Here is a 23,580-nt window from a genome sequence, read left to right as displayed (position 1 = left end):
GTATTGGGGACAAGGCCGTAAGCAGGAACAGAACCCTTTCGTGTGGCCGAAGTATAATTTTAATAAATGCAACAATGTTGCATTTATGCGTTAAGGTTTATAATTTGCAACATTGTTGCAAATTATAAACCTTACTTATGAACCATAACAAAATGCCAGTCACCGTCCTGAGCGGATTTCTAGGGGCTGGAAAAACAACCTTGCTGAACCACATTCTTCATAACAGGCAGGGGATGAAAGTGGCTGTTATCGTGAACGATATGAGCGAAATCAATGTGGATGCCCGCCTGGTGGAAGGGCAGCATACGCTAAGCCGCACAAACGAACGGCTGGTTGAAATGTCAAATGGCTGCATTTGCTGCACGCTCAGGGAAGACCTGATGATCGAGGTGGAGAAACTCGCGAAGGAAAACCGGTTCGATTACCTGCTGATCGAGAGCACGGGCATTTCGGAGCCTGTACCCATTGCGCAAACGTTCAGCTTTGTGGACGAGCAAAGCGGTATTGACTTGTCACGCTGGGCGACGATCGACTGTATGGTGACCGTCGTGGATGCATTCAATTTCGCCAGGGATTTTGGTTCGATGGACACCGTGGCGAGCCGCAAATTGAACGAGGACCCGGATCACCGGACGATCGTGAACCTGCTGACCGACCAGATCGAATTTGCCGATGTCATTATTCTCAATAAAACCGACCTCGTCGCGCTTCCGAAGCTGAAAGAGCTGCACGCGATCATCAAGGCGCTCAACCCCGGTGCTCGGATCATCGAAAGCAGCTTTTCGAAAGTTGACATCAGTCAAATCGTGAATACGGGTTTGTTCGACTACCGGCAGGCGGAACAAAATGCAGGATGGATACGTGAACTGGAAAAAGCCGAAAGTGGGGGGCACATATCGGAAGCGGAGGAGTACGGGATCAGTTCATTCGTATTCCGCGACGCGCGGCCATTTCATCCGAAACGCTTTTGGGACTACATCCAGCAAAACTGGCCCGCGGGCATTATCCGGAGCAAAGGTCTGTTCTGGCTGGCCTCGCGGGCGAGCCAGGCACTCAATTGGAGCCAGGCAGGCGGTTCGGTACGGGCTGAATCGGCGGGGGTATGGTGGGTCAGCATGCCAGCCGAGCAAAGAAGGCGGTACCAGGCGTATATGGATAACCGGGAAGCGATCGAAGCACGGTGGGGCGAGTTCGGTGACCGGATCAACGAGCTCGTGTTGATCGGGCAGGACCTGGATCAGTACCAGATTACGAGCGAATTGGAAGCTTGCCTGTGCACGGAGCGCGAAATAGGGCTTATGGAAAATGGGATGCGCTTTGCCGACCCATTCCCGGGTTTGTAACAAAATAATGTTCTTTACCGCGCTTTTTTGTAACACGTTCAAGAAACTGCCTACATTTGCGATGTGCCCGTTTTGCTGTATTGCCGGGCCAGCGATTATTAACACTTAACATTTTACTCATGTCAAAATCCTTACTTTTCGTGCTTGCAGGCCTTTTTGCAGGTACATTATCTACCAGTCAGGCTCAAACGATCGAGCTGACACCGGTTTGGGAAAGCGATACTACATTGCGGACGCCCGAAAGCGTTTTGTTTGAGCCGGGCCAGAATGTCCTGTATGTGGCCTGCATCAACGGCGGCCCCAGTATGGACAACAAAAACAGCTTCATTGCCAAAGTAGGTCTGGATGGAAAGGTGATTAAATTGAAATTTGCTGAAAACCTCAACTCCACCAAAGGTATGGGGGTGTTGGGAGATAAGCTGTATGTGACTGAAATGACGCAGGTTGCTGAAATAGACCTGGCATCAGGCAAGATTTTGAACCGCTACCCGGTCGAGGGGGCCAAGTTCCTCAACGACATTGCCATTGATACCAAAAAGCGTATCATATATATTACCGATTCCGGTCATGGGAAAGTATGGGCGCTGAACGGCGGCAAGATGAGTCTCGTGCTGGAAGGCGACCCGCTGAAAGGTACCAACGGGCTGCTGTTTGAAAACAACCAGTTATTGATAGGCAACGGCGACGGTACGTTGTTCAGCCTGGATCCGGCTACGAAGAAACTCAGCACTATCGCCAAAGTTTCCGGCGGCATTGATGGTATCGTTGGGCTGGGTAAAAAGACGTATGTAGTAACAGAATGGGCTGGAAAAGTGTGGTACGTGAAAGCGGATGGAACAACCGAGCTCAAAAGCGACACCTCGCCGCAGAAAATAAACTCGGCGGACCTCGCCTATAATCCCAAGGCCAAGGTACTGTATATTCCTACCTTCTTCCATAATACGGTGAAGGCGGTTTCGATTAAGTAGAGAATTCCCCTATTGACTAGAAGGCTGGCAGATACTCCATTCCGGGGACCTCGTCAGCCTTCTTTATTTAAATACAATTCCCAGGCTTAATCGAGCATATAACCATCGGGCAGCGCAGCGTCAGGAACCGGCTTATCAACGATTTCGAGCAGGGTTATTTCAATGATCCTGCTCATTGCATTCAGCGGCAAGTCATTCGGTTCGGTGCCAAAAGGGTCTTCTAGCTCATCCGCAATGGCTTCAAATGCAACAAATGTATAGGCAATGAAAACGGTGATCAAAGGCGTGATCCATCCCAGGCTATCGACCAGCCCGAAAGGCAGCAGGAAGCAATACAAATAGACCGTGCGGTGAAGCAGTACCTGGTAGGTGTAGGGTATGGGCGTGGAGGCAATCCTTTCGCAGCCTCCCACAATATCGGAGAGTTTGTTCAGGTTTTCGTCCATCGCTACCTGGCAAATCGGATCGATCAGGCCTTTTTCCCGGGCCTGTTTTATCCAAACACCCATTTCACGCATTAATATGACTGGCTTAAAACGGGCATCTTTCAATATAGCGGCAAGCTCACCGGGCAATCTGTCCTGAATGTCATGGGTGGCGTCGGTTTTCCTGAGTTGATGTTTGAGGCAATGGGTGAATGCGATGAGCATATCGACGAAATCTCCGGTCTCTTTACTTTTAGGATCATAGCCGGTGAGGGTCAATGCCTGCCGTGCCAGCGAGCGCGTGTCGTTCAACAGGGCGCCCCAGAGTTTCCTGCCTTCCCAAAAACGGTCGTAACTGGCATTGTTGCGGAACCCGAGAAACAATGCCAGGGCAATCCCGAAAATGGTGAAGGGGGCAGGGCTTAAAGGTATTTTGTAATGATAAAGGGTGCCGTTCACGAACACGATTAGCACCGAAAGGACCAGTAGCACGAGGAGACGCGGTACCAGCTGCGGAAGCACGGATCCGTGCCAGACAAAAAGCATCTTAAACCAGTGCTGTTTTTTTCGTTGGATCATGTCGGGGGCGAATTTTTTGGCAATAACGGATAATTTCCGACTAAAAACGCCGCCCGGTCAACTGTAAAAAGTTAGCCGGACGGCGTTACGTAAGATACGGAGCTGATTACTTGCTGACTACGATTTTTCTGGCTGTCTGCAAACCGTCATTTGTGACGATTTTGATGAGATACATCCCGTTGGCAAGCTTGCTAAGGTCGATTCCGGTTTCAGGTACGGAACCATATTGTGCGACTATTCGCCCGCTGGCGTTGATCAGTGAAATATGGCTGACCGATTTCGGACTTACGCCCTGAATGAGGAGGACGCTGGAAGCCGGATTTGGATACACCCGTACTCCGAGCCCGCTATTCCCCAGGTTCACGCTCGCTGTGCGCGAGTAGGCGAAGCTATTGTCGCGGTCAATCATTTTAAGACGATAGTAACTTATTCCGGCAAGCGGTGCTTCATCGGTCGTTGTGTAACTATTCAACTCACGGCTGTCGCCTGCTGCCTCGGTTTCTGCAATCTTTTGCCAGTTTGTAGCGTCCCGGCTCCGTTCCACGTCGAAGTGGGAGGCATTGGTTTCTTCTGCTGTTTTCCATGACAGGCGAACCCGGTTCTCTTCCGGAACGGCTCCAAAAGCTATAAGTGTTACCGGCAATGCACCTTCCCACGTGAGCGTGTAGGTGGCCGGGCTCGCGTCGGTGAGCCCGTCGGCGTCCACGTATGCATATTCAAATGAGGTTTTGGAATACCCGATACCGGTCATTTTGATGCTGAACAATGCAGGATTAGTGAATACCCTGGTGGTGGTTACCTCGTTTTCGGTTAGCAGGGATCCGTCATAATATAGCTCGCCATTGGTAGGAAGCGACGTAATGATTACCCCGCGCGGGTTGGCAATGGAGCCCGTATTGCCCGAATAAGTACCATCTTCCGGATCGTTACCTGAAAATAAAGGAGGGTTACCGCCAGTGCCATTTAACAGGATTACCTGGTCGACAGCCGGCCTGCTGATAGCTGCGGAATGGTCATCCGAATTCGGCGGCTGGGGGTAAATCACGGTAACAGCGGCATCGTCTTTGTTGTTATCCTGATTGTCGTCGTTTTCGTTACCCTGTACAATGGCCGTATTTAAATAAGGCCCTGTTGCGTTCACTTTGGCAGTAACTGTCATGGTAACAACTTCGTTTTCTGCCAGGTCGCCGATCATCCAAGTATCGCTGCCCGCATTCCAGGAGCCTTTGGAAACGCTCACATTCTCGACTGAATAACCGTCGGGAAGTGCGTCGGTCACGATTATACCTGTTGCAGTAATGGGGTTTCCGGCATTCTCGGGGAGCGGCAAATTGGTCGCCTGAATCGTAAAGGTGACGGTTTCGCCCACCTTGGTCGTTTCCGGAGACACCATTTTGGTTACTGCCAGATCGATATCCGAAGCATAGTTGAAAATTAGTTCACGTACGATTTCGTCGTTGTAGGCGCCGGTCCAGGTATTGATGGTGTTGTTTTGGCTGAAACCATTATCCCCGTTAGCCCACCATTTATGATCCGGCCCCAATACGCCGGTCACATTCACCGGTACGCTTCTCGGGCTCATCGTGCTGGTACCCGGGATGTTAGCCCGTGCGATGTCCGAGTCGTCCCAGTAAAGTTTGTCGTTGATCGGCTCGGTGCCCGACCGGAGTGGCCGCACGTGTTTGATAGAGATACCCAGGCTTTGCTCCATATCGTAGATCGGGAAATGCACCGGGTAGAATAGCAGCGAGGATACAAAGTGAATCGCCGTACCGGCTGGCACGTCCGCCCCGGTATTGTCCTTGCCGTTCCAATAGATCTGGTAGGTGCCCGCAGCATTATATTCATTGGAAAGTATCACGTCTTTCCCGTCGTAGTAACCATTGCCGTTGAGGTCGATCAGAATATCCACGATGGAAGGGTTATCGATAACGACCGTGAAGGACGCCTGGCCGGCGGCTGGAATGGAACCCGGCCTTCTGGAAAATACCGCCTGGAAATCCGCTATCGGCAATGGGGGAGAAGGCCACACACTGGCGTCCGGATTACGCAGGAACAGCGGGAAATGGGCATTTGACGACGAGCCGTTCATCGAACGTCGGTTCTGTTCGAATGTGAGGTTGTTCTTCGGACCATTGAGGTTTGCAAAAAATATGGCATAACCGGAGCTGCTACCTCCGAAGTTGGCATATTTTACATAAAAATCGTTGGCCGGTGTATAGGTATTATCGATCGGGATGTAGAACCCGAAGTTGGCAGGGGACGAAGTGGAGCTGGACGAGCCGGCCGTGTTCGGCAGGTCGTTCACGATACTCCAGTATTTGCAATAAAGACGGCCGTTTTGCCGGATGTAATTGCCCGCCGATCCTGAGGCCACAGTAACATCCCAATAGTTGAATTCCAGGTTGCTCGATGTGATTTCGACCCAGAAAGCCCTGTCGGCGCCGGTGGTGTTTTTAAATGAATAAGCCGTGTAGCCGTTTCCGGTAACCTGGGAAGGTCCGGCACTGGCGGCAGCGGCATTGGAGGGCCGGCCTGTGGCACCGCCGGAGCCCTGGCTGATATCCTGGTCCTGCACCTGAGCCCGGTTCGGAGCAGCGGTGGCTGTTGGGTAGTAACCTGTTGAAGAAGCGTCGTAATACCAGTTGAAATGGACCGTAGTACTTCCGGAAGAGGTTCTGAAACCGTAAAATACGGTTTCGTTTGCCTTAACCCATACGTACATACGATGTGCCGGGTTGTAGGGGGTGCTCGCCGTACCTGTGTTTGAAGCGAGCATCATGAAGCCCCTGGTCACATAGCCGGTATTGCCGCCCCCTGAGGAGGAAGTGGATGGCACGAAAAGGTTGGCTTGCCGGTTGTCGGTGACGCCCCAGGCACCTGATCCTTCCCCGTGGGCACGATTCAGTCCGGAAAGCATGGCAATGGCAAGCAAGATAAGGCCTGGCAGCGTAGGCCATCGCATGGAAAAATGGTTGGTGGATTTTCTAAACGTAGATTCTATTTGCATAGCTGTTTATGAGGGTATTTGAAAATGGAAATACAAAGCAATCCCAACCGGGAGCGAGCTCACGGAGGTCCTTTTTCTGATCATTTACCTGGGTGCATTTGAGGAATCGGGTCGTAGTCTTTGGGTACTACTACAAGCTTCCGATCTCATTCGAATAATTGCGCAGGACTTTCATGAGCGGTGTTTTTAGTGTCATAAGTATCCAGCGCATTACTTCGCAAGTATAGCCGTTTCGGCCCGCCGCATTTTTTGTTTTGGGGTGACACTGCGTATTTCATGGGTGTAATGCCCGCTTCGTGGGGCGAAGATTTCAGGCGATCAAATGCCTTCGGAGCCTCTTGAATTTTTACTACAAAACCTTGTCAGGAACGAGCCAAGGGCCTTTTACAGAATTTACGACCAGCGTTTGCGAGATGGTTCGTTGCGGAGTAGGCGGATTGCCAGGTAGTTCTTACAATCATCAGATCGTTTTTTACGGTGGAACACGAACGCGGTGAGGTTTCGTGTCAGAATCTACCTGACAAACTCTCAATAATTGTCTCCAGCCACACCTGGTTATTCGATTTTTTGAAGACAATATCGTTGCATTGATTGAACCTGATAAAAGCTCTAAGGCTTTGCGCGAGCTTCTCAATAGTAGCCTCGTCCAGGTCCACGGGTTCAAAATGCAGGTTATGCACGATCAATACTTTTTGCTTACGGTCAGCTTTGGCATCCATTCTGGCGATGAATGTTTCACCGGCAAGAACAGGCAATGAAAAATAACCGTATTGACGCTTCGGCGCGGGCACAAAGCATTCGATCTGATAGTCGAAATGGAAGAAGTCTTTCAAGCGGTGGCGGAAGACGTTCAGTATGTCAAATGGAGAAAGGATGAAAACCTCGCCGGATATTTCGGGATGTATTTCCTGGTCAGGAAGCATATAGAGCGGGCCTTTCAGGTCTTCCACTGTCACCGTCTTTATTTCCCCGGAGCGTGCCATATGCTCCAACTCCTTTTTTACCAGATTGCCTTTCACACGGCGGGCGCGCCAGGCGATTTCCTTCGCATAGGCAATACCCAATGCGCCCAATGTGCGCCGGATAACGAAACGGGCGTATTCAACATCACCCGGCATGGTCAGGTCGGTTTCTGACGGGACGGTATTAACCGGCAGCACATACACTTTCTGGAAGCTCTTCGTCCGGTTGATCATCAGTTCGCCGTCGAGGTAAAGTCTTTCGAGTGCTACTTTGGCTGGTCGCCAATCCCACCAGCCGGAGCTGGCTTCCACCCGGTCGTTCTCAAAATCACCGACCATGAGAGCCTCTTCCCGTTCAGCGCGGTCGAGCACCTGTTTTAATAGATTGGTTTCCGCAGGGGTAAGGGGTGGGCGTTGTGTTTTGAAAGCCCTTTTCACGGGCAATGAAAACCGGAAATCGCGCATGGGAAAATAGCCCGCATCGGAAGCAAAATATTCGAAAATACTGCCATCCTCGCAAAGCTGGCCAAGCCATTCCGTCTGATAGTCGGGAATGCGGGCCGCCATGACGTGATGGTGTGCACGCTCTACAACGTAATTCGTGTCCAGCTGCACAAAGCCCAGGTGGTCGATCAACCGGTAAACCGCTTCGATCCCCGTTCCGAACTGCGCTCTCCGGGCGAGCCCGGCAGCGTTCAGGATAATTTTTCTGGCTTGCGTTTTGCTAAGAATAACAGGTTCCATGTTTGTTGCTTTCGGATAGAAATGTCTCCGAAAGTACAAAATAGTGCTGTTCAATAGGGCGTGTTTCAGTATTTGAAGCTGATTTCCGATTCATCGTCTGCCTGTACAAGCCCGGGGTAGTGGATAGTTACTTTCATGCGCTGTATCTTTTTGTCCGCTACCTGGAATTGCTGCGTGGTGATGCGCTGCGCTTTGAATGCGCCGTTCTTATCCGGTATTTCATAGGTAATTTGCAGGGGCAGCCGGCCCTTCATAGCATGCAGTACAGGAAAATTGAAAACGGCGTAATCGGGATTGCTGAAATCCTCGATAAAGAGCCAGGGATCATGGTCGAATTGGGGCGAGAAGCCTTTAATATGCGTTAGCGTCTGATAGCCATCCGATTGTTCGGAGCGTATGCGCACCAGTTCGCCGGCCTTGTCGTATTCGTAGTGATGGAAGACGTCCATCCGCATGCCCGCGGGCGTGATCTGATAGCGTTCCAGTTTCTGTACGACGCCTTGGTCGTCATACACAAATACGATCTTTACAGAATTATCGTACGGGCCGGCATTTTTCTTCATCATCCGCATGGTTTTGAGCCTGCCTTTCCCGTCGTATTCATACAGTTTTTTCGATATGGAGCCGGCCACATTAACTTCCGAAACGTTTTTTTCCTTATATGCATACGTTTTGAGCTCGGTCTGCCCGCGGGAGCCTGTGTAGCTGATATGGTGAATGCTACTGTCGGCATGGTAGCTTACGGAAGCCTTGTATTCGAAAGTTTCCCAATCTATTTCCCGGATCAGCTGACGGATTGGCGGGGCAGTTTCGTCCGGTAACGGTTCAGGGACCGGTACTTTGTCCTTCGAACAAGCGGTGAGGAAAAGCAGTATTGCCCACAAAATGGCGGTGAGCGCGCGTTCATGCACGGTTTTCATGGCTAATAAAGTTGGTCTGGAGTACGAACGGGCGGGGATGCGCGGCGGGTGCCCTTGAAAGTACCCGCAAGTTTACCGGTTTGCCTCGGACGTACCAACTTCCGGCGACAGACAGCGCGTTTGCGCAGACGAACAGCCATGCGGTGTGCGTAAGTGCTCGTGCACACACTTTGGTAAAATAAAAAAATGGAAAAATTTCCGGATTAAGGTGAACTTATATAAGTTCGCCGCCATGTCCTGCCGGAGGCCGGGCAAACGCTGCAAGCCAGGCCGGTTTTTACCCTTTACCGAAATTTTATTGAGAATGGAACCGAGAAACGCATCACGCCGTAACTTCATCAGACAAAGCAGTCTTCTAACGACGATGCTCTTCGCTAAGCCCCTGCTGGGTAAATCGGGTATATTAAAGCCTGCCGGGTACCCGGTACACAATATCCCGGTCAACAAGGCGCTGGATCCGGTCTGGGTTAAATCGTTGTACCTAAGAGGGGAGCCCGCTACCTACCTGAAAACCAGGAACGAATTGGCATTCATCGGGATGCCCGTAGGAGGGTTGCATGCAGGGACGGTCTATATGGGCGGGGACGGCAGGCTTTGGCTTTGGCAGATTTATAACGAGTCGGAGGAAGGCAAGAATGAGGGGATCGATCCTAAAACAGTTTTGTGGGAAGACGGTACATCCACCCGGAAGATCCGTTCGCGCGATGGCGCAAGCTATGTGGAACCCGCGATCGCTGAAAATAAGCGGCGGCTGGACCAGGGGTTCGCGTTACGCATCACATACCGGGGGCGCACAATAGTGAAGGAGCTTAATGAAAAGGATTGGGATGAGGTGAGTTTTGAAGCAAAATATCCGGTCGCGACCGTAAAGTACACGTCCCGGTCACTGCCGGTGGAGGTGACACTGAAAGGGTATTCCCCTTTCATCCCGCTGGATGCAGAGCGCTCGTCGCTGCCGGCCACGATACTACGGGTGTCTGTTCGAAACAAGTCCGAAGAGCCTATGCAGGTTTCGGTGCTGGGCTGGATGGAAAATGCAGCTGGCAAGGTTTCGGCGAAAGAAGGCAGCGGGATTAAAATCAGTGTGGCCAAGCGGCTGGGGAACCGGACCGAATTGCATTACGAGCTGTTACCCAAAGACGAATCGTTTAAACAGGCGATTGATTTCGGGACGACCGCATTGGCGGTCATGAATCCGCATGCGAAACCATTAGCCGGCTACTCGTCCTGGCCCGTGGATAGCGCCTCGTTTGATCTTCCCGATGTGGAGAATAACCAAACCGACGCATCCGAGAAATCTACCGGCGCCCTGGTCGTTGACGGTACTTTAAAGCCGCGGGCGGTCTTGCAGGAAGATTTTATCATAGCCTGGCACTTCAACAACCCGAACCCAAAACTGCGTGAACTGGTTAAAGATGCTCAAAATGGATATTACTATGGAAAGCGTTTCAAAGATGCCCGTGGAGTGGCAGGCTATGTCGCCGAAAATTTCAAATCCCTGACCAGGGACACAGAGCTGTGGCACCGGACCTGGAATGATACTTCTTTACCCCATTGGTTTATGGAGCGGACATTTGTGAACATCGGCACGCTGGCCACGGCCAATACCTACCGTTTTGCCTCCGGAAGGTTCTGGGGATGGGAGGGTGTGGGCGCATGCGCAGGCACTTGCACGCACGTGTACCAGTACGCGCAGGCGGTCGCGCGGATATTTCCAGAACTTGAACGGCGTTTACGGGCTGAGGTAGATCTGGGCGCAGGGTTTGTGAAAGAAACGGGCGCCATCATTTTTCGCGCTGAAAATGAGAGCCGTCCCGCCATCGACGGGCAGGCAGGTACCATACTGCGATTTTACAGGGAGCACCAGATGTCGCCGGATGCCACTTTTCTTTCGCAAAACTGGCCGCGGATCAAAAAGGCAGTGGAGTTTATGCTCGCACAGGACAAAAATGGCGACGGTATGACCGATACGCCCATGGAAAACACGCTGGATGCTGTTTGGGAAGGAGAAATAGCCTGGATCGTCGGACTGTGTATCGCGGCCGCACGGGCGGCCCAGGCAATGGCAGAGGAAGTCGGGGATGGAGAAATGGCAGGGATATGCAGCGAATATGTGTCGAAGGGAAGAGCCAACATGGAGCAACACCTCTATAATGGCGAATACTTCATTCACCGGCCCGACGCCGTTCAGGGCCGGAAGAAGCTCGGCTCCTATAATACTTGCCATATCGACCAGGTGTACGGCCAGAGCTGGGCACACCAGGTAGGTTTGCCGCGTGTCCTGGATCAGGGTAAGACTTTGTCGGCACTTAAAGCCTTGTGGAAGTACAATTTTACACCCGATGTTGGCCCTTACATTAAAACTCACCTCGGTGGACGGCCCTATGCGGTATCCGGGGAAGGAGGCATGGTGATGAATACCAATCCATTAAACGAGAAAAAGCCCTTCGGAGAAGACGTCACCTGGCAGCTCGGGTATTTTCACGAATGCATGAGCGGCTTCGAGCATCAGGTGGCCGCGCATATGATGGCCGAAGGAATGGTGGAGGAAGCGCTTGTCCTGACCCGTTTCATCCATGACAGGTATCACGGTGCCCGGCGTAACCCCTACAACGAGATCGAATGCAGCGACCATTATGCCAGGGCAATGGCCAGCTACGGTACTTTCATTACGGCCTGTGGTTTTGAATACCACGGCCCCAAGGGAACCATACAATTCGCTCCCCGGTGGAACAAGGAGAATTTCAGGGCACCATTCACCGTTGCCGAAGGCTGGGGGACTTATTCGCAGAAGGTGACTAGCGACAGGCAGGAGCACAGGCTGGCGTTGAAATATGGTTCATTGCGATTACAGCAATGCCGCTTCGAAATGGCCGGTAAGCGAAGTTCATCTTCCATTTCCGTGATGTTGGGGGAACAAAAGATACCTGCCACATTCGAGCGGCAAAATGGTATGGTCAGCGTCCGCTTCCATCGCGAGCTAACCTTTCAAAAGGGCCAGCAGCTGTTGATTGCATTGAGTTAGGATTATTATGCTGCGTATAACTATAATCGTTATCGATAGGTGGTGCGTCTCTTCCTTGGTTCTGCCTATTCGCTGAGGAGCGCACGCTATAAGGTTGACTTGATTTTGTATATTATTTATTTTTTTTGCAACTAAACAAAGATAGTTTTTTAAGAATTTTCTTTTATTTGCCAAAAAACGTCACATCACTTACTCAACGGAAGCCAACCGGGATGTCTATTTTTACCAGAGTTGAATCAGATACGGGCAGCGAGCTGCCTATCTGGCATCGTTTCAAGCAAGGGGATATTCAGGCTTTCCAGGCGCTGTACCAGCGTCATATTAAGAGTCTGACCAGCTATGGGCACCGGCTCACAGCCGACAGGCAGCTTCTGGAAGATGCCATACACGATCTTTTCATTGACCTTTGGAGGCGGAGAGAGTACCTGACCGAAGCGGAGAATGTCAAATTTTACCTGTTCCGGGCATTACGCAACCGGCTTTTGCGCAATGGCAGAAACGACGTTTTCGAGCAGGCCGAGGATATCGACGGCTTTCTGGACTACCTGGTTTCACTTTCCACCGAGCAGCAGCATATCGCTTCCGAGGAGCTTCACGCACGTACCCAACGCGTGCGCAGCGCGGTAGAAAGCTTGTCCGACCGGCAGAAGGAGGTGATTAACCTGCGTTTTTACCACGGAATGAGCCTGGACCAAATTTCCGAACTGATGGGATTGTCCAAGCAGGGCGTGAGCAATCTGCTTTATAAATCCTATGCGGTGCTGCGCACGAAGCTTAGCAAACTGACGATCCTGTCGCTGCTGGTACCGTTCGGCGAGTTCCCCGGATGGCTTCCATAAAATGAATTTGAGAAAAATCGCCGGACATAGGTTAGTTTTCTGCCATTGTTGTACCTGTTAGTTGTGCGCATACCATTTATCCCTGACCATGAATGATGAAAGTTTAAATATTGAGGATCTTTTGGGGAATGACTCCTTCATAAGCTGGGTCCTGCAAAATAAGGACGCATTGTGGTGGGAGGAATTTATCCGGTCGAATCCGGACAAGCGGGAGGTGGTGGAAAAAGCCTCGAAAATAGTGCTGGAACTGCGCCAGGCAGAACAGGAGGTGATTCCCGTCATTGACGAGCAGAAACTCTGGCAAAGGATCGAGTCATCGGCTGAGAACAGGGAGGAACCGGTTAGCCCCAGGCCGGTCCGGAAACGGTTTATCACATTTCTGGCCGCGGCTTGCGTGGCGGTGGTGGCCGCATTTGCTATTTTTCAGGCTATGCATGCCGATCAAAAGCGGGTTACCTATAAAGAATTGCTCACCCACGCGAAAGTGGAAAACCAACTGCTTGAAAAGGAGAATCGCGGCGCAGCGCCGATGGAAGTCCGGTTGGAAGACGGAACGGTCATTACCCTCGGTAAAAACAGCAGGCTGAGCTATCCGACCCGTTTTCAAAAACATAAGCGCGAGGTATTCCTGAGCGGGGAGGCCTTTTTTGATGTAACCAAAGACCCCGCCCGGCCATTCCTGGTTTATGCCAATGAGACGGTCACCAAGGTGCTGGGGACGAGTTTCGAGATCAGGGCATTTGAAAACAGCCAGGCTGTGACCGTGCATGTCAGGACGGGGCGGGTATCGGTGTACAAACAAAGCCGGATCCAGATGGACGACCCGGAGACAACCGGTTTGCTATTGCTGCCCAATCAGAAAGGGACATTCAACCGCGACAGCGAGACGCTCGTGAAAAATCTGGTGCAGGAGCCGCTGCCCATCGCTCCCATCACGGACGCGAAAAAGTTTCGGTTCGACGAGGTACCCGTTACCGAGGTATTTGCTGAAATTGAAAAGATATACGGTGTTCAGATCCTCTGTGATCATGAATTGCTGGCCCAATGCATCATCTCTACCACGGTCCGTAATGAATCGTTGTACGACAATCTGGATGTGATTTGCCGCACAATAGGCGGCACTTACAAGGAAATCGACGCGCAGATAGTGATTGATTCCAAAGGATGCTTTTGATTAAATATTGAATGCTGATGCCTGAGGAGAGCGTGTTGGGGAATTATTAATAAAAAATCGAAAAATAATTTAATAAGGGAGGTTAGTTTTTGCCGAGTCCTGTACCTGTATAAATAGAGCGGCCGGATGTTTCCCGGCCAGGCCATTTTTGCAAACCATGTTTCATTGCCAATGCCGACGACCCGGCACGGGATATCTATGTCTTTTTTGCAATGGCCTCATTATGATCACCACCTAACCTAATTCACTTATGGAAAACAAACATGCTACCTGAGGAACGAATGCGCGACCGGCAGCGGACCGGATGCCCCGGAAGATCCGGATGTTTATTCAACAAATGAAAATCAAAACAGGTATGGGCATTTTTACGATTAAAAAAGAGGTTTTTCAGCTCCTGTGTATGACGGCGAAACAACTTTTAATGGCCATGTTGGCAACCGGGCTGAGTTACGCCTCCCCGACATATTCGCAGGAGCTGCTTAAACAGCGTATATCTATAAGCGTTAAGAATGCATCACTTAAGACGCTTCTGAAAAATATCGAAGAGCAGGGGGATCTCTCCTTCTCTTACCAGAAGCAGGTGATAGCTTCCGACGAGAAGATCAGCCTCGAAGCCAGGAACGAACTGCTCGAAGACCTTTTGAAACGTGTGCTTTCGCCCAGGAACATCAGCTACCAGGTGGTGAAAAGCAATCAGATTATCCTTTCAAAAACACCCGACGAGGGAAAGGGGCCGGCTGGCGCATTGCCCGGAACTGCGATTGAACCGTTAATGGAAAAGCAGATTGCCGGAAAAATCACGGACGAAAAAGGGGAAGGCCTGCCGGGGGTGAGCGTCGTGTTGAAAGGAACACAAAAAGGGACCACCTCTGAAGCGGATGGTACCTACCGGCTTGCCATACCGGATAACGACGCGGTTCTGATCTTTTCCTTCGTCGGCTATGTGTCGGAGGAGCGGCAGGTAGGTGCGCTGTCGATTATGAATGTGGTGCTGAAAGTCGATAATAAAGCGCTGGATGAGGTGGTTGTGACCGCTTATGGGCAGAAACAGCGCAAGGAAGCGGTGGTAGGGGCTGTAACGACGATCCGCCCGGGTGAACTGAAAATCCCTGCCAGCAACCTCACGACAGCCATTGCGGGGCGCCTTTCGGGCGTGATCGGATACCAGCGCAGCGGTGAACCAGGGGTGGATAATGCCACATTTTTTATCCGTGGGATCACGACCTTCGGGTACAATAACTCGCCGCTGATATTGGTCGACAACGTAGAGCTCACAGTTACCGACCTGGCGAGGCTGCAACCCGACGACATCGAGAGCTTCTCGATCCTGAAAGACGCAAGTGCTACCGCATTATACGGCGCGCGCGGTGCGAACGGAGTGGTATATGTGACCACCAAGCAAGGGCGGGCGGGCAAAGCGAAGATCAACTTCCGGATGGAGAACTCCGTTTCGATGCCGACCCAGAACGTGGAACTGGCCGACCCGATCACATACATGAAACTGTATAACGAGGCGCAGTTGACGCGAGACCCGCTCGCGGCCATCAAATACCCGCAAAATCAGATCGAAAACACAGGCAAGGGCAATAATCCCTATATCTATCCATCGACCGATTGGCGTGATGTGCTTTTTAAAAAATATACGCAAAACCGCCGTGCGAACCTGAGCGTATCAGGTGGGGGCGAAGTGGCGCAATACTATGTAGCCACGTCGTTCAGCAACGATAATGGGATGCTGAAAGTGGATAAGATGAACAACTTCAACAACAACGTCAAGCTGAACAGCTACTCGGTCCGGTCGAATGTCAACATCAATCTCAGCCCGCAAACGCAGCTGATCGTGCGGTTGTACGGGAATTTTGATGACTATAACGGCCCGATCGACGGCGGTTCCGGCATTTACCAGAAAGCGCTGAAAACCAGTCCGACATCGTACCCGGCCTATTACGCACCCGACAAAGCCAATGAGGCCACAGACCATATCCTTTTCGGAAATTTTGACCAGGGACAATACCTCAATCCCTACGCCGACATGGTGAAAGGATACAAGCAGTATTCAAGATCCAAAATGCTCACGCAGCTGGAACTGGCCCAGAAACTCGACTTCGTCACCAAAGGGCTAAGCGTGCGGGGCCTGGCGAATATCAACCGGTCGTCGTATTTCGACGTTACCAGGGCTTATAACCCCTATTTTTACCACGCCGGGTCGTACGACAAGCAGACCAACACTTACACGCTCAACTGGCTGAACCAGCAAGCAAGCAATGAGTTTTTCAGCGAGCCCGCCACCGAGTATCTCAATTACAACCCCGGAGCTAAAAATCTGGAAAGCTTCCTCTATTTACAGGGGACACTGGACTACTCACGTGTTTTCAGGGAAGTGCATTCATTGAACGCTACGGTGGTAACCACCTTGCAGCAGATCCTGAAAGACAATTCGAGCGCAGGGCAGGTGCAATCGTTGCAGCAGTCGCTTCCAAGCAGGAATACCGGGGTTTCGGGGCGGTTGTCATACTCGTTCGATAACCGGTATTTTGCGGAATTCAACTTTGGTTATAATGGGTCAGAGCGGTTTCATAAGAGCAAGCAATTCGGTTTTTTTCCGACCATCGGCGGGGCATGGGTAATATCGAACGAAGATTTCTGGAAACCCATGGAGCGCATTGTGAACAAGTTGAAAGTACGCAGCTCGTATGGCCTCGTGGGTAATGACGCCATCGGAAGGCCCGACCAGCGCTTCTTCTTTCTCTCCGAAGTCAATCTGAATAACTCGCAGAGAGGAACTTCTTTCGGCTTCAATTCCAATTATACCAGGAATGGCGTGTCCATCAGCCGGTATGAGAACAAGGACATCACCTGGGAAACATCCTATCAGACAAACCTCGGGCTGGAATTTTCAATCCTGCAAAAACTGAATGTGATCGCGGAAATCTACAAGCAGCGGCGTTCCAATATCCTGATGGAGCGCGCTTCGATCCCGAGCACAATGGGGCTGGCGGTCACGCCGTCAGCCAACGTGGGGGAAGCCAAATCGAAGGGCTTTGATTTGGCAGTAGATTTCAACCAGAACTTCAAAAACGGCGCCTGGCTGGTAGCAAGAGGTAACCTCACGATGGCCCGTTCGGTTTACTCCATTTTTGAAGAGCCTGATTATAAAGACCGCTATTTGTCCAGGGTAGGGCAGTCGATCAGCCAACCCCGCGGCCTGATCGCCGAGCGACTTTTTATCGATGAAAATGATGTGAAGAATTCGCCCCGCCAGAACTTCGGTGTATACGGTGCCGGGGATATTAAGTACCGGGATATTAACCGGGACGGACAGATTACCAATGCTGATTTTGTGGCGATCGGCCATCCCGAAACGCCCGAGATTACCTATGGGTTTGGCTTGTCGGCCGGAAGCGGGCAGTTCGATCTCTCGGTGTTTTTCCAGGGCCTGGGACGCGAATCGTTTTTTATCAATCCCGTCGCTTCTGCCCCTTTTATCGACTATAATAAAGATAATAATGGAGGTAACGATCTTTTCCCGGCCAACCTGATCGGCGAGAATGCATTGCTGAAAGCATTTGCGGACAGCCACTGGTCGGAAGAGAACCGGAATATCTACGCCGTCTGGCCAAGAATGTCGACGGTCGAAAACCAGAATAACTCCCAGCGAAGCACCTGGTTTATGCGCGACGGCTCATTTATCCGACTGAAAACCCTCGAAGCAGGGTATACCGTAAAGGGCCGTGTGCTGGAAAATCTCAAAGTGACCAATTTTAGGATCTATTTCAATGGGACGAATTTGCTGACATTCAGCAAGTTCAAGCTGTGGGATCCTGAAATGGGAGGGAACGGCCTGGGTTATCCGGTCCAGAAAGTCTTCAACATCGGTTTGAATATGAATTTCTAAGCTTCATACTATGAAATTACTGTACACCAGTTTTTGCCTTACCGCCTTGCTCGTACTGACTACCGCGGGTTGCCGGAAATACCTCGATATTGTGCCGGACAACGTGGCGACCATCGACAATGCATTCAAAATGCGTGCAGATGCGGAAAAGTACCTTTTTACCTGCTATAATAATCTTCCGCAGTTCGGCAACGAGGGCGCGGATCCCGCCTTTCTCACCGGCGATGAGTTTGCGACGGTGTATCCCGTGCTCGGAAATATCAACGGGACCTTGTACCGGATCGCCAGAGGGGAGCAGAACATCGTTTCGCCCATCGCCAACTACTGGGACGGCAAGTATTTCCAGGCACTCCGCGAATGCAATATCTTTTTGGAAAACATCGACAAGGTCCGCGACCTCACCGATTTTGAGAAGAAAAGATGGGTGGCGGAAGTGAAGTTCCTGAAAGCCTATTACCATTACACCCTCGTCAGGATGTATGGCCCGGTCCCGATCATCAAAAACAACCTGCCGATTTCGGCCTCGGCGGAACAGGTGAAGGTTAAAAGGCAGCATGTAGATTCGGTTTTCAACTACACCGTAAGCCTGATTGACGAAGCGGCTGCGGACCTTCCGGTGATTCTACCCAATGAATTTTCCGAGCTGGGAAGGATTACGAAGCCTATCGCGCTGGCGATCAAAGCGGAGATCCTCACCACCGCGGCCAGCCCGCTTTATAACGGGAACCAGAATTACGCCAATTTCAGAAATAAGGACAACGAGCCCCTGTTCAGCAGCACGGCGAGCCCTGAGAAATGGGAGCGGGCGGCCCAGGCTTGCCGGGAGGCGATTACGGCCTGCGAGGCCAACGGGCACCGGCTTTACGAATTCGTGCCCCGCTCGGTAACCACCAAGGTTTCGGATTCGACGCAGCGCCTGATGTCCATCCGCGCCGCGGTAACCGATAAATGGAATGTGGAGCTCATCTGGGGGGCTTCCAATTCGACGGGCGGCGGCAGCCGGGGGTTTCAGTCGCTGTCACAGGCACGGTTAAGCCCATTTACCGGCACGATACCCAACGAAAGCATTGGTTCGATGCTGGCTCCGCCATTGCACATCGCCGAGATGTTTTACAGCCACAATGGCGTGCCGATCGAAGAGGATAAAACCTACCCATATGGTACCCGCTTCACCGCGCTGCGGAAAGCATTGAAAAGTGAACGCTATTACATTAAGGAAGGCTATACGACCGTCCAGCTCAACTTCGACCGCGAGCCGCGTTTTTATGCAGACCTCGGTTTCGACGGCGGAATATGGTTCGGCCAGGGAAAAAACGACGACGACAATACCTGGGTACTGGAAGGAAAGCTGGGGCAGACCGGCGGCAGGCAGGGCGCTTCCCTGTATTCCGTGACCGGCTATTGGCCCAAAAAACTGGCTAATTACAACAATACCATCAACGACCCGGCGCAGCAATACAATGTGGAAGGCTACCCGTTCCCGATCATGCGCCTCGCAGACCTGTACCTGTTATATGCGGAGGCGTTGAACGAATCGAAGGGGCCATCCGCGGAAGTGTATGGCTGGATCGATAAGGTACGGGCCCGGGCCGGTCTGAAAGGGGTGGTGGAATCGTGGACCAAACATTCCAATAAACCTTCCAAATTCAGCAGCAAGGAAGGACTGCGTGAAATCATCCAGCGGGAGCGGCTCATCGAGCTGGTTTTTGAAGGGAAAAGGTTTTGGGACCTCCGCAGATGGCGGGTAGCCGAAAACTACCTCCAAAGGTCGGTGAATGGATGGGATATTGCCCAACGCGAAGCTGTCAACTATTACCGGGTGAAGCCGATTTATACGAGTAGTTTCAGTCTGAAAGATTATTTCTGGCCGATTTCCGAAAACTCCCTGATTGTTAACCCGAACCTTGTCCAAAACCCAGGCTGGTAAATGCTGTTATCTATGAAAAAGATCAAGATATTATTCTCTCTGGTATGGGTGTCGGCCTGGCTTTGCTCCTGCGCCGACACGGACGAGATCCGCAAACCCCTGGGCGCGGATGCGACGAAGCCCGGCGTGGTGACCAATACTTCGGTAGTCAATTTTGCGGGGGGCGCTACGATCTCTTACTCGCTCCCGGCCGATGAAGACCTGCAATATGTCATGGCGGAATACGTCATTAACAATACAACCAAACAGGTGAGCGAGGCAAAGGCATCGCATTATACTAACAAGCTGACCGTGGAGGGATTCTCTGCCGCCGGCGACTACGAAGTAAAGTTATATTCCGTAGACAAAAGCGATAACAAATCGGAACCGGTGGTTGTGAAGATCGCACCACAGGCCCCGCCTGTTCAGACCGTTTTCAATTCGCTCCAACTGGGCGTCGATTTCGGAGGGCTGAACGTCGCATTCAATAATCCTTCGGAAGCCAAGCTGGCCATCGTGGTCATTACCACCGACAATAATGGCGATTTCATTCCTACCGAAACGTTGTACACGCAAATGAAAGGCGGCTCATTTGCCGCCAGGGGTTTCGATACGCTCAGCAGGAAATTCGGCGTATACGTGCGCGACCGCTGGAACAATTATTCCGACACCGTTTTTAAGGAAGTAAAACCGTTTTTTGAAAAGAAACTGGATAAAACCAAGTTCCGGGAATACGTATTGCCGACCGACGAGGAGAGCGGCTATGGCTGGCGCATACCCTTCATTTGGGATGATCTGCCGAACGAGCCCGGCTTCCATACCATCCCGCTTTCCGACCGCGACATGCCGATCCACTTCACGTTCGACCTCGGGACCGTGGCCAAGCTAAGCCGTTTCAGACTCTGGCAGCGGCAGGGCGACTGGTTTTACAAACATGGTAATCCGCGTAAATGGACCATGTGGGGCAGCGAAAAGGCGCCCAACCCGGATGGTAGCTTCAATGGCTGGACCAAGCTGATGGATTGTGAGTCGATCAAACCGTCGGGGAGCCCTTATGGCGTGAACACCGGCGAGGATATTGCCTATATGTCGGCCGGGGAGGAGTTCGTATTCCCGCTTTCGGCCCCGAAAGTGCGATACATCCGGATGCAGATCCATCAGAACTGGTCCGATACCAAGTTCGTCCATTTTACTGAGATCACTTTCTGGGGTGATACCAAATAATTCTAAACTGACATTTTATGGTTATCAAATATAAAATCACTGGGCTGCTGCTGATTGTTTGCGCGCTGGCGTCGTGTACCGATTGGGACGATTTCAAAAAATACCAGGCAGGCGGGGAAATCGTATACCCGGGACGCGGCGATACGATGCTGATAGCTTCGGGAAGAAACCGGACTCAGCTGCTCTGGGTCCTGAGCGCGGATCCTCGCGTTACGGCCTACAAATTGTATTGGAACAACAAGGCCGATTCCATGGAAGCCGCCGTCCCTTCCGACCTGATCGGCGACACAGTGAAAATCTTGATTGATCCGCTGCCGGAGGGAGCCTACAATTTTGAAATGTACTCACTGGATGCAAAAGGTAACCGCTCGGTGCCGCTGCGTTTCAACGGGAGAACATTTGGAGCAAATTATGAGAATGGCTTGTTGAACCGTACCATCAGCGAGGCCTCTTACGATTCGACGCTCAAAATGTTGAAGATAAGCTGGAATGCCCCCGACACGGTGAACATTAACACAGAACTTAAATACACATCAACCGACTCAAAAACCAAATCGTTGCTGGTAGGCCCGGACGTTGAGGAAAGTAAAATTCCCGACTGGAAACCCGGAACGTTGCTGAGCTACCGCTCTTCATTTAAGCCGGACAGAAAAGCCATCGACATTTTTACCGTTACCCGGTACGATACGATGTCAGTGAAGAAGCCGGAATGAGCGGTCGTTCGCGACGGGCAGGCTTGGCGGGGCTGCAAATTTTCCGCATTAAAAAGTGGGGCGCCGGTTGACGGTCGCCCCACTTTTCTTTTAGGTCACAGCAGGAAGCGATGGTCCTGCACAAACTGCGTAAAGTTAATGGGATTCTTACGCGTAACGCGGGTGATCGCATCGGAGACGGCTGATGCCTCCTCGCGCGCATAATGCGCGTAGTCTTCGATCAGGCCGCCGATCTGCCATTCCGGAAATCCGGCGCCGCCTAGGGCCTTTTCCATCTGCTCGGGGGAAACGTCGATAAAATTCACCGGTTTGCCCAGCACATTCGAGAGGATTTCGGCCAGGTGATAATGGCTGAGCGCGTCGGGGCCGGTGATGTCGTAAGTTTTGTTTTCATGCCCGGCTTCGGTCAGCGCCGCGGCGGCAATGGCTGCAATATCCCGCACGTCCACCAGGCTCACCCGGGCCTTCCCGATGGCAGCGAAAAACTGGCCGCGATGTTTAATCTGGTCTTTGAACGCCAGCAGTCCCTGCATGTATAAATTGGGACGAAGGAATGTGTATCGGAAGCCCAGCTCCTTGATCCGGTTTTCGACCCTGGCATGGTAGCGCAGGAACCGTACCGGGGAGGATTCGCTCGCCACAAATTGGGAGAGTTTGACAATATGCGGCACGCCGGCCCTGTGCGCGGCTTCCGCGAAACCCATCTGTAATGATTCCCCCTGTTCCGACGAGTTGGTTAACAGAAAGGCCTTTTCAACGCCGTGCAGGGCATATTCAAAAGTAGCCGGGTTCGCCAGGTCGCCCAAGATGGCTTCGACATGGGGCAACTTGCTCAGTTGTTCGGCTTGTGCGGGAGTGCGCACAAGCGCTTTGAAACCGATATTCAGTGATGTGAGCTGTTGAACGAGTTGTGATCCTACGGCGCCTGTTGCGCCTGTCAGAAAAATGCTGGTCTGTTTCATGCTGTTTGTTTTTCGTACAGCACAAAATTCATGCATCCCGCATCGCTAAAATTGTAAGAAAACGAAATCGCGCCGCGGTCAGCCGCCGGCTTTGCAAATGTTTTCCTGGAATTGGATATACCGGCGGGGGCTCAGATTGAGGTAATGGTTGAAGTCGCGAATGAGCTGGCTTTGATCGTAGTAGCCGCAGGTTTCCGCGATTTGAAGCCAATCCACTTTGCCGGAAGAGGCTTGTAACAGCTGGATGGCTTTGGAGAATTTTTCATAACGGCCTTTTTCTTTGGCCGTAAATCCGAGGTATTTCTTATGGTTGAGCTGGACGATGCGTTCGCTTTGCCCCGTCTTCTGAGCAACGGTCTTAATGGGGTTGATTACCGCATAGTCGGCGTTTTCTCCGGCAATGCTGGTCGCCGACAAATGCCTTGGCCGGAGATAAGGCCTGCAAAAGTCGAGGATCAGCTTTATACGATCCATTGCGGCTTCATTTTTCAACCGGAGCCAGAGTGCCGAAAAACAATGCTCGTCGAGCAGCTCATCGGGATGCGTTGCGATCTGGTCGGAAAGGACTGCGAGCCCGAAAAACCGGTAAAAAGCATCGTCTTTGAAATTGGCTACCAGCAAATCGGCACCCGAGGGCAAAGTGTATTCAACAGGCTGTTTAATAGGACCCAGCACCACGCATTCATGGACTTCAAGGCTGTTTCCCCCGGATTTGAACTTCACCGCAGGACCGAACCCCAATACCATGATCGTTTGAAAACTGGGTATCAGCGTCTTGGTAACGTCCAGCCCGGTATCGTTTTGGGCAATGTAAAAATGTGTGAAGACGTCCGTGAATTCGGTTGGAACGGCTACCCGCTGTTCGGTATAAATGTTGTTTTCCTGGTTCAT

At 51.7% G+C, this 23,580-nt stretch carries 15 protein-coding genes; 9 read left to right on the top strand and 6 right to left on the bottom strand.

Annotated features, from left to right (window positions below; all coding sequences use genetic code 11):
* The first annotated feature begins 137 nt into the window (after positions 1 to 137).
* On the top strand, positions 138 to 1,343 hold the full coding sequence (locus ACQ4MZ_RS24360) for a GTP-binding protein (RefSeq protein WP_430849466.1): 1,206 nt from the start codon (positions 138 to 140) through the stop codon (positions 1,341 to 1,343).
* A 119-nt stretch (positions 1,344 to 1,462) separates the two neighbouring features.
* The gene (locus ACQ4MZ_RS24355; RefSeq protein ID WP_430849464.1) at positions 1,463 to 2,311 is read left to right on the top strand and encodes a hypothetical protein; all 849 of its coding nucleotides are present in this window, start codon (positions 1,463 to 1,465) and stop codon (positions 2,309 to 2,311) included.
* 86 nt (positions 2,312 to 2,397) lie between these two features.
* On the opposite strand, the gene ACQ4MZ_RS24350 is transcribed toward ACQ4MZ_RS24355, so the two are convergent.
* The 4 genes from ACQ4MZ_RS24350 to ACQ4MZ_RS24335 all read right to left on the bottom strand — a co-directional run bounded on the left by ACQ4MZ_RS24350 (position 2,398) and on the right by ACQ4MZ_RS24335 (position 8,951).
* A complete protein-coding gene (locus ACQ4MZ_RS24350; protein WP_430849462.1) occupies positions 2,398 to 3,315 on the bottom strand; it encodes a bestrophin family protein in 918 nt (305 codons plus the stop codon).
* 106 nt (positions 3,316 to 3,421) lie between these two features.
* The gene (locus ACQ4MZ_RS24345; RefSeq protein ID WP_430849460.1) at positions 3,422 to 6,280 is read right to left on the bottom strand and encodes a T9SS type A sorting domain-containing protein; all 2,859 of its coding nucleotides are present in this window, start codon (positions 6,278 to 6,280) and stop codon (positions 3,422 to 3,424) included.
* A gap of 551 nt (positions 6,281 to 6,831) precedes the next feature.
* The gene (locus ACQ4MZ_RS24340) at positions 6,832 to 8,031 is read right to left on the bottom strand and encodes a winged helix-turn-helix domain-containing protein (RefSeq protein ID WP_430849458.1); all 1,200 of its coding nucleotides are present in this window, start codon (positions 8,029 to 8,031) and stop codon (positions 6,832 to 6,834) included.
* A 65-nt stretch (positions 8,032 to 8,096) separates the two neighbouring features.
* A complete protein-coding gene (locus ACQ4MZ_RS24335; RefSeq protein WP_430849456.1) occupies positions 8,097 to 8,951 on the bottom strand; it encodes a hypothetical protein in 855 nt (284 codons plus the stop codon).
* A 304-nt stretch (positions 8,952 to 9,255) separates the two neighbouring features.
* Between ACQ4MZ_RS24335 and ACQ4MZ_RS24330 the strand changes: the two genes are divergently transcribed.
* The 7 genes from ACQ4MZ_RS24330 (at position 9,256) to ACQ4MZ_RS24300 (ending at position 21,727) form a co-directional block, all read left to right on the top strand.
* Positions 9,256 to 11,976 carry a GH116 family glycosyl-hydrolase gene (locus ACQ4MZ_RS24330; protein WP_430849454.1) on the top strand — a complete coding sequence of 907 codons (2,721 nt, stop codon included), beginning with the start codon at positions 9,256 to 9,258 and terminating at the stop codon, positions 11,974 to 11,976.
* Positions 11,977 to 12,188: 212 nt separating this feature from the next.
* A complete protein-coding gene (locus ACQ4MZ_RS24325) occupies positions 12,189 to 12,815 on the top strand; it encodes an RNA polymerase sigma factor (protein ID WP_430849452.1) in 627 nt (208 codons plus the stop codon).
* A gap of 88 nt (positions 12,816 to 12,903) precedes the next feature.
* A complete protein-coding gene (locus tag ACQ4MZ_RS24320) occupies positions 12,904 to 13,989 on the top strand; it encodes a FecR family protein (RefSeq protein WP_430849450.1) in 1,086 nt (361 codons plus the stop codon).
* A 337-nt stretch (positions 13,990 to 14,326) separates the two neighbouring features.
* Entirely contained in the window at positions 14,327 to 17,884 is a 3,558-nt protein-coding gene (locus tag ACQ4MZ_RS24315) for a SusC/RagA family TonB-linked outer membrane protein (protein ID WP_430849448.1), read from the top strand.
* 10 nt (positions 17,885 to 17,894) lie between these two features.
* Entirely contained in the window at positions 17,895 to 19,811 is a 1,917-nt protein-coding gene (locus tag ACQ4MZ_RS24310; RefSeq protein WP_430849446.1) for a RagB/SusD family nutrient uptake outer membrane protein, read from the top strand.
* Positions 19,812 to 19,823: 12 nt separating this feature from the next.
* Entirely contained in the window at positions 19,824 to 21,014 is a 1,191-nt protein-coding gene (locus ACQ4MZ_RS24305; protein WP_430849444.1) for a DUF5000 domain-containing lipoprotein, read from the top strand.
* A 17-nt stretch (positions 21,015 to 21,031) separates the two neighbouring features.
* Positions 21,032 to 21,727: a DUF4998 domain-containing protein gene (locus tag ACQ4MZ_RS24300; RefSeq protein WP_430849442.1), complete on the top strand. Its 696-nt coding sequence runs from the start codon at positions 21,032 to 21,034 to the stop codon at positions 21,725 to 21,727.
* A gap of 95 nt (positions 21,728 to 21,822) precedes the next feature.
* Here the strand turns inward: ACQ4MZ_RS24300 and ACQ4MZ_RS24295 are convergent, their stop codons facing one another.
* On the bottom strand, positions 21,823 to 22,689 hold the full coding sequence (locus tag ACQ4MZ_RS24295; RefSeq protein ID WP_430849440.1) for an SDR family oxidoreductase: 867 nt from the start codon (positions 22,687 to 22,689) through the stop codon (positions 21,823 to 21,825).
* Between the two features lie 78 nt (positions 22,690 to 22,767).
* Positions 22,768 to 23,580 (bottom strand): AraC family transcriptional regulator, encoded by an 813-nt coding sequence (locus ACQ4MZ_RS24290; RefSeq protein ID WP_430849438.1) that lies wholly within the window; start codon positions 23,578 to 23,580, stop codon positions 22,768 to 22,770.

This window comes from Dyadobacter sp. BHUBP1, from assembly GCF_050587785.1.
GTDB lineage: Bacteria > Bacteroidota > Bacteroidia > Cytophagales > Spirosomataceae > Dyadobacter.
Note: the sequence above shows the minus strand (reverse complement) of the source record. Positions and strands in the feature narration are given on the sequence as shown.

What these genes read in the sequence shown, in the direction of transcription:
- ACQ4MZ_RS24360 (WP_430849466.1), top strand. Translation starts at nt 138, where the DNA reads ATGAACCATAACAAAATGCCAGTCACCGTCCTGAGCGGATTTCTAGGG.
- ACQ4MZ_RS24355 (WP_430849464.1), top strand. Translation starts at nt 1,463, where the DNA reads ATGTCAAAATCCTTACTTTTCGTGCTTGCAGGCCTTTTTGCAGGTACA.
- ACQ4MZ_RS24350 (WP_430849462.1), bottom strand. Translation starts at nt 3,315, where the DNA reads ATGATCCAACGAAAAAAACAGCACTGGTTTAAGATGCTTTTTGTCTGG.
- ACQ4MZ_RS24345 (WP_430849460.1), bottom strand. Translation starts at nt 6,280, where the DNA reads ATGCGATGGCCTACGCTGCCAGGCCTTATCTTGCTTGCCATTGCCATG.
- ACQ4MZ_RS24340 (WP_430849458.1), bottom strand. Translation starts at nt 8,031, where the DNA reads ATGGAACCTGTTATTCTTAGCAAAACGCAAGCCAGAAAAATTATCCTG.
- ACQ4MZ_RS24335 (WP_430849456.1), bottom strand. Translation starts at nt 8,951, where the DNA reads ATGAAAACCGTGCATGAACGCGCGCTCACCGCCATTTTGTGGGCAATA.
- ACQ4MZ_RS24330 (WP_430849454.1), top strand. Translation starts at nt 9,256, where the DNA reads ATGGAACCGAGAAACGCATCACGCCGTAACTTCATCAGACAAAGCAGT.
- ACQ4MZ_RS24325 (WP_430849452.1), top strand. Translation starts at nt 12,189, where the DNA reads ATGTCTATTTTTACCAGAGTTGAATCAGATACGGGCAGCGAGCTGCCT.
- ACQ4MZ_RS24320 (WP_430849450.1), top strand. Translation starts at nt 12,904, where the DNA reads ATGAATGATGAAAGTTTAAATATTGAGGATCTTTTGGGGAATGACTCC.
- ACQ4MZ_RS24315 (WP_430849448.1), top strand. Translation starts at nt 14,327, where the DNA reads ATGAAAATCAAAACAGGTATGGGCATTTTTACGATTAAAAAAGAGGTT.
- ACQ4MZ_RS24310 (WP_430849446.1), top strand. Translation starts at nt 17,895, where the DNA reads ATGAAATTACTGTACACCAGTTTTTGCCTTACCGCCTTGCTCGTACTG.
- ACQ4MZ_RS24305 (WP_430849444.1), top strand. Translation starts at nt 19,824, where the DNA reads ATGAAAAAGATCAAGATATTATTCTCTCTGGTATGGGTGTCGGCCTGG.
- ACQ4MZ_RS24300 (WP_430849442.1), top strand. Translation starts at nt 21,032, where the DNA reads ATGGTTATCAAATATAAAATCACTGGGCTGCTGCTGATTGTTTGCGCG.
- ACQ4MZ_RS24295 (WP_430849440.1), bottom strand. Translation starts at nt 22,689, where the DNA reads ATGAAACAGACCAGCATTTTTCTGACAGGCGCAACAGGCGCCGTAGGA.
- ACQ4MZ_RS24290 (WP_430849438.1), bottom strand. Translation starts at nt 23,580, where the DNA reads ATGAACCAGGAAAACAACATTTATACCGAACAGCGGGTAGCCGTTCCA.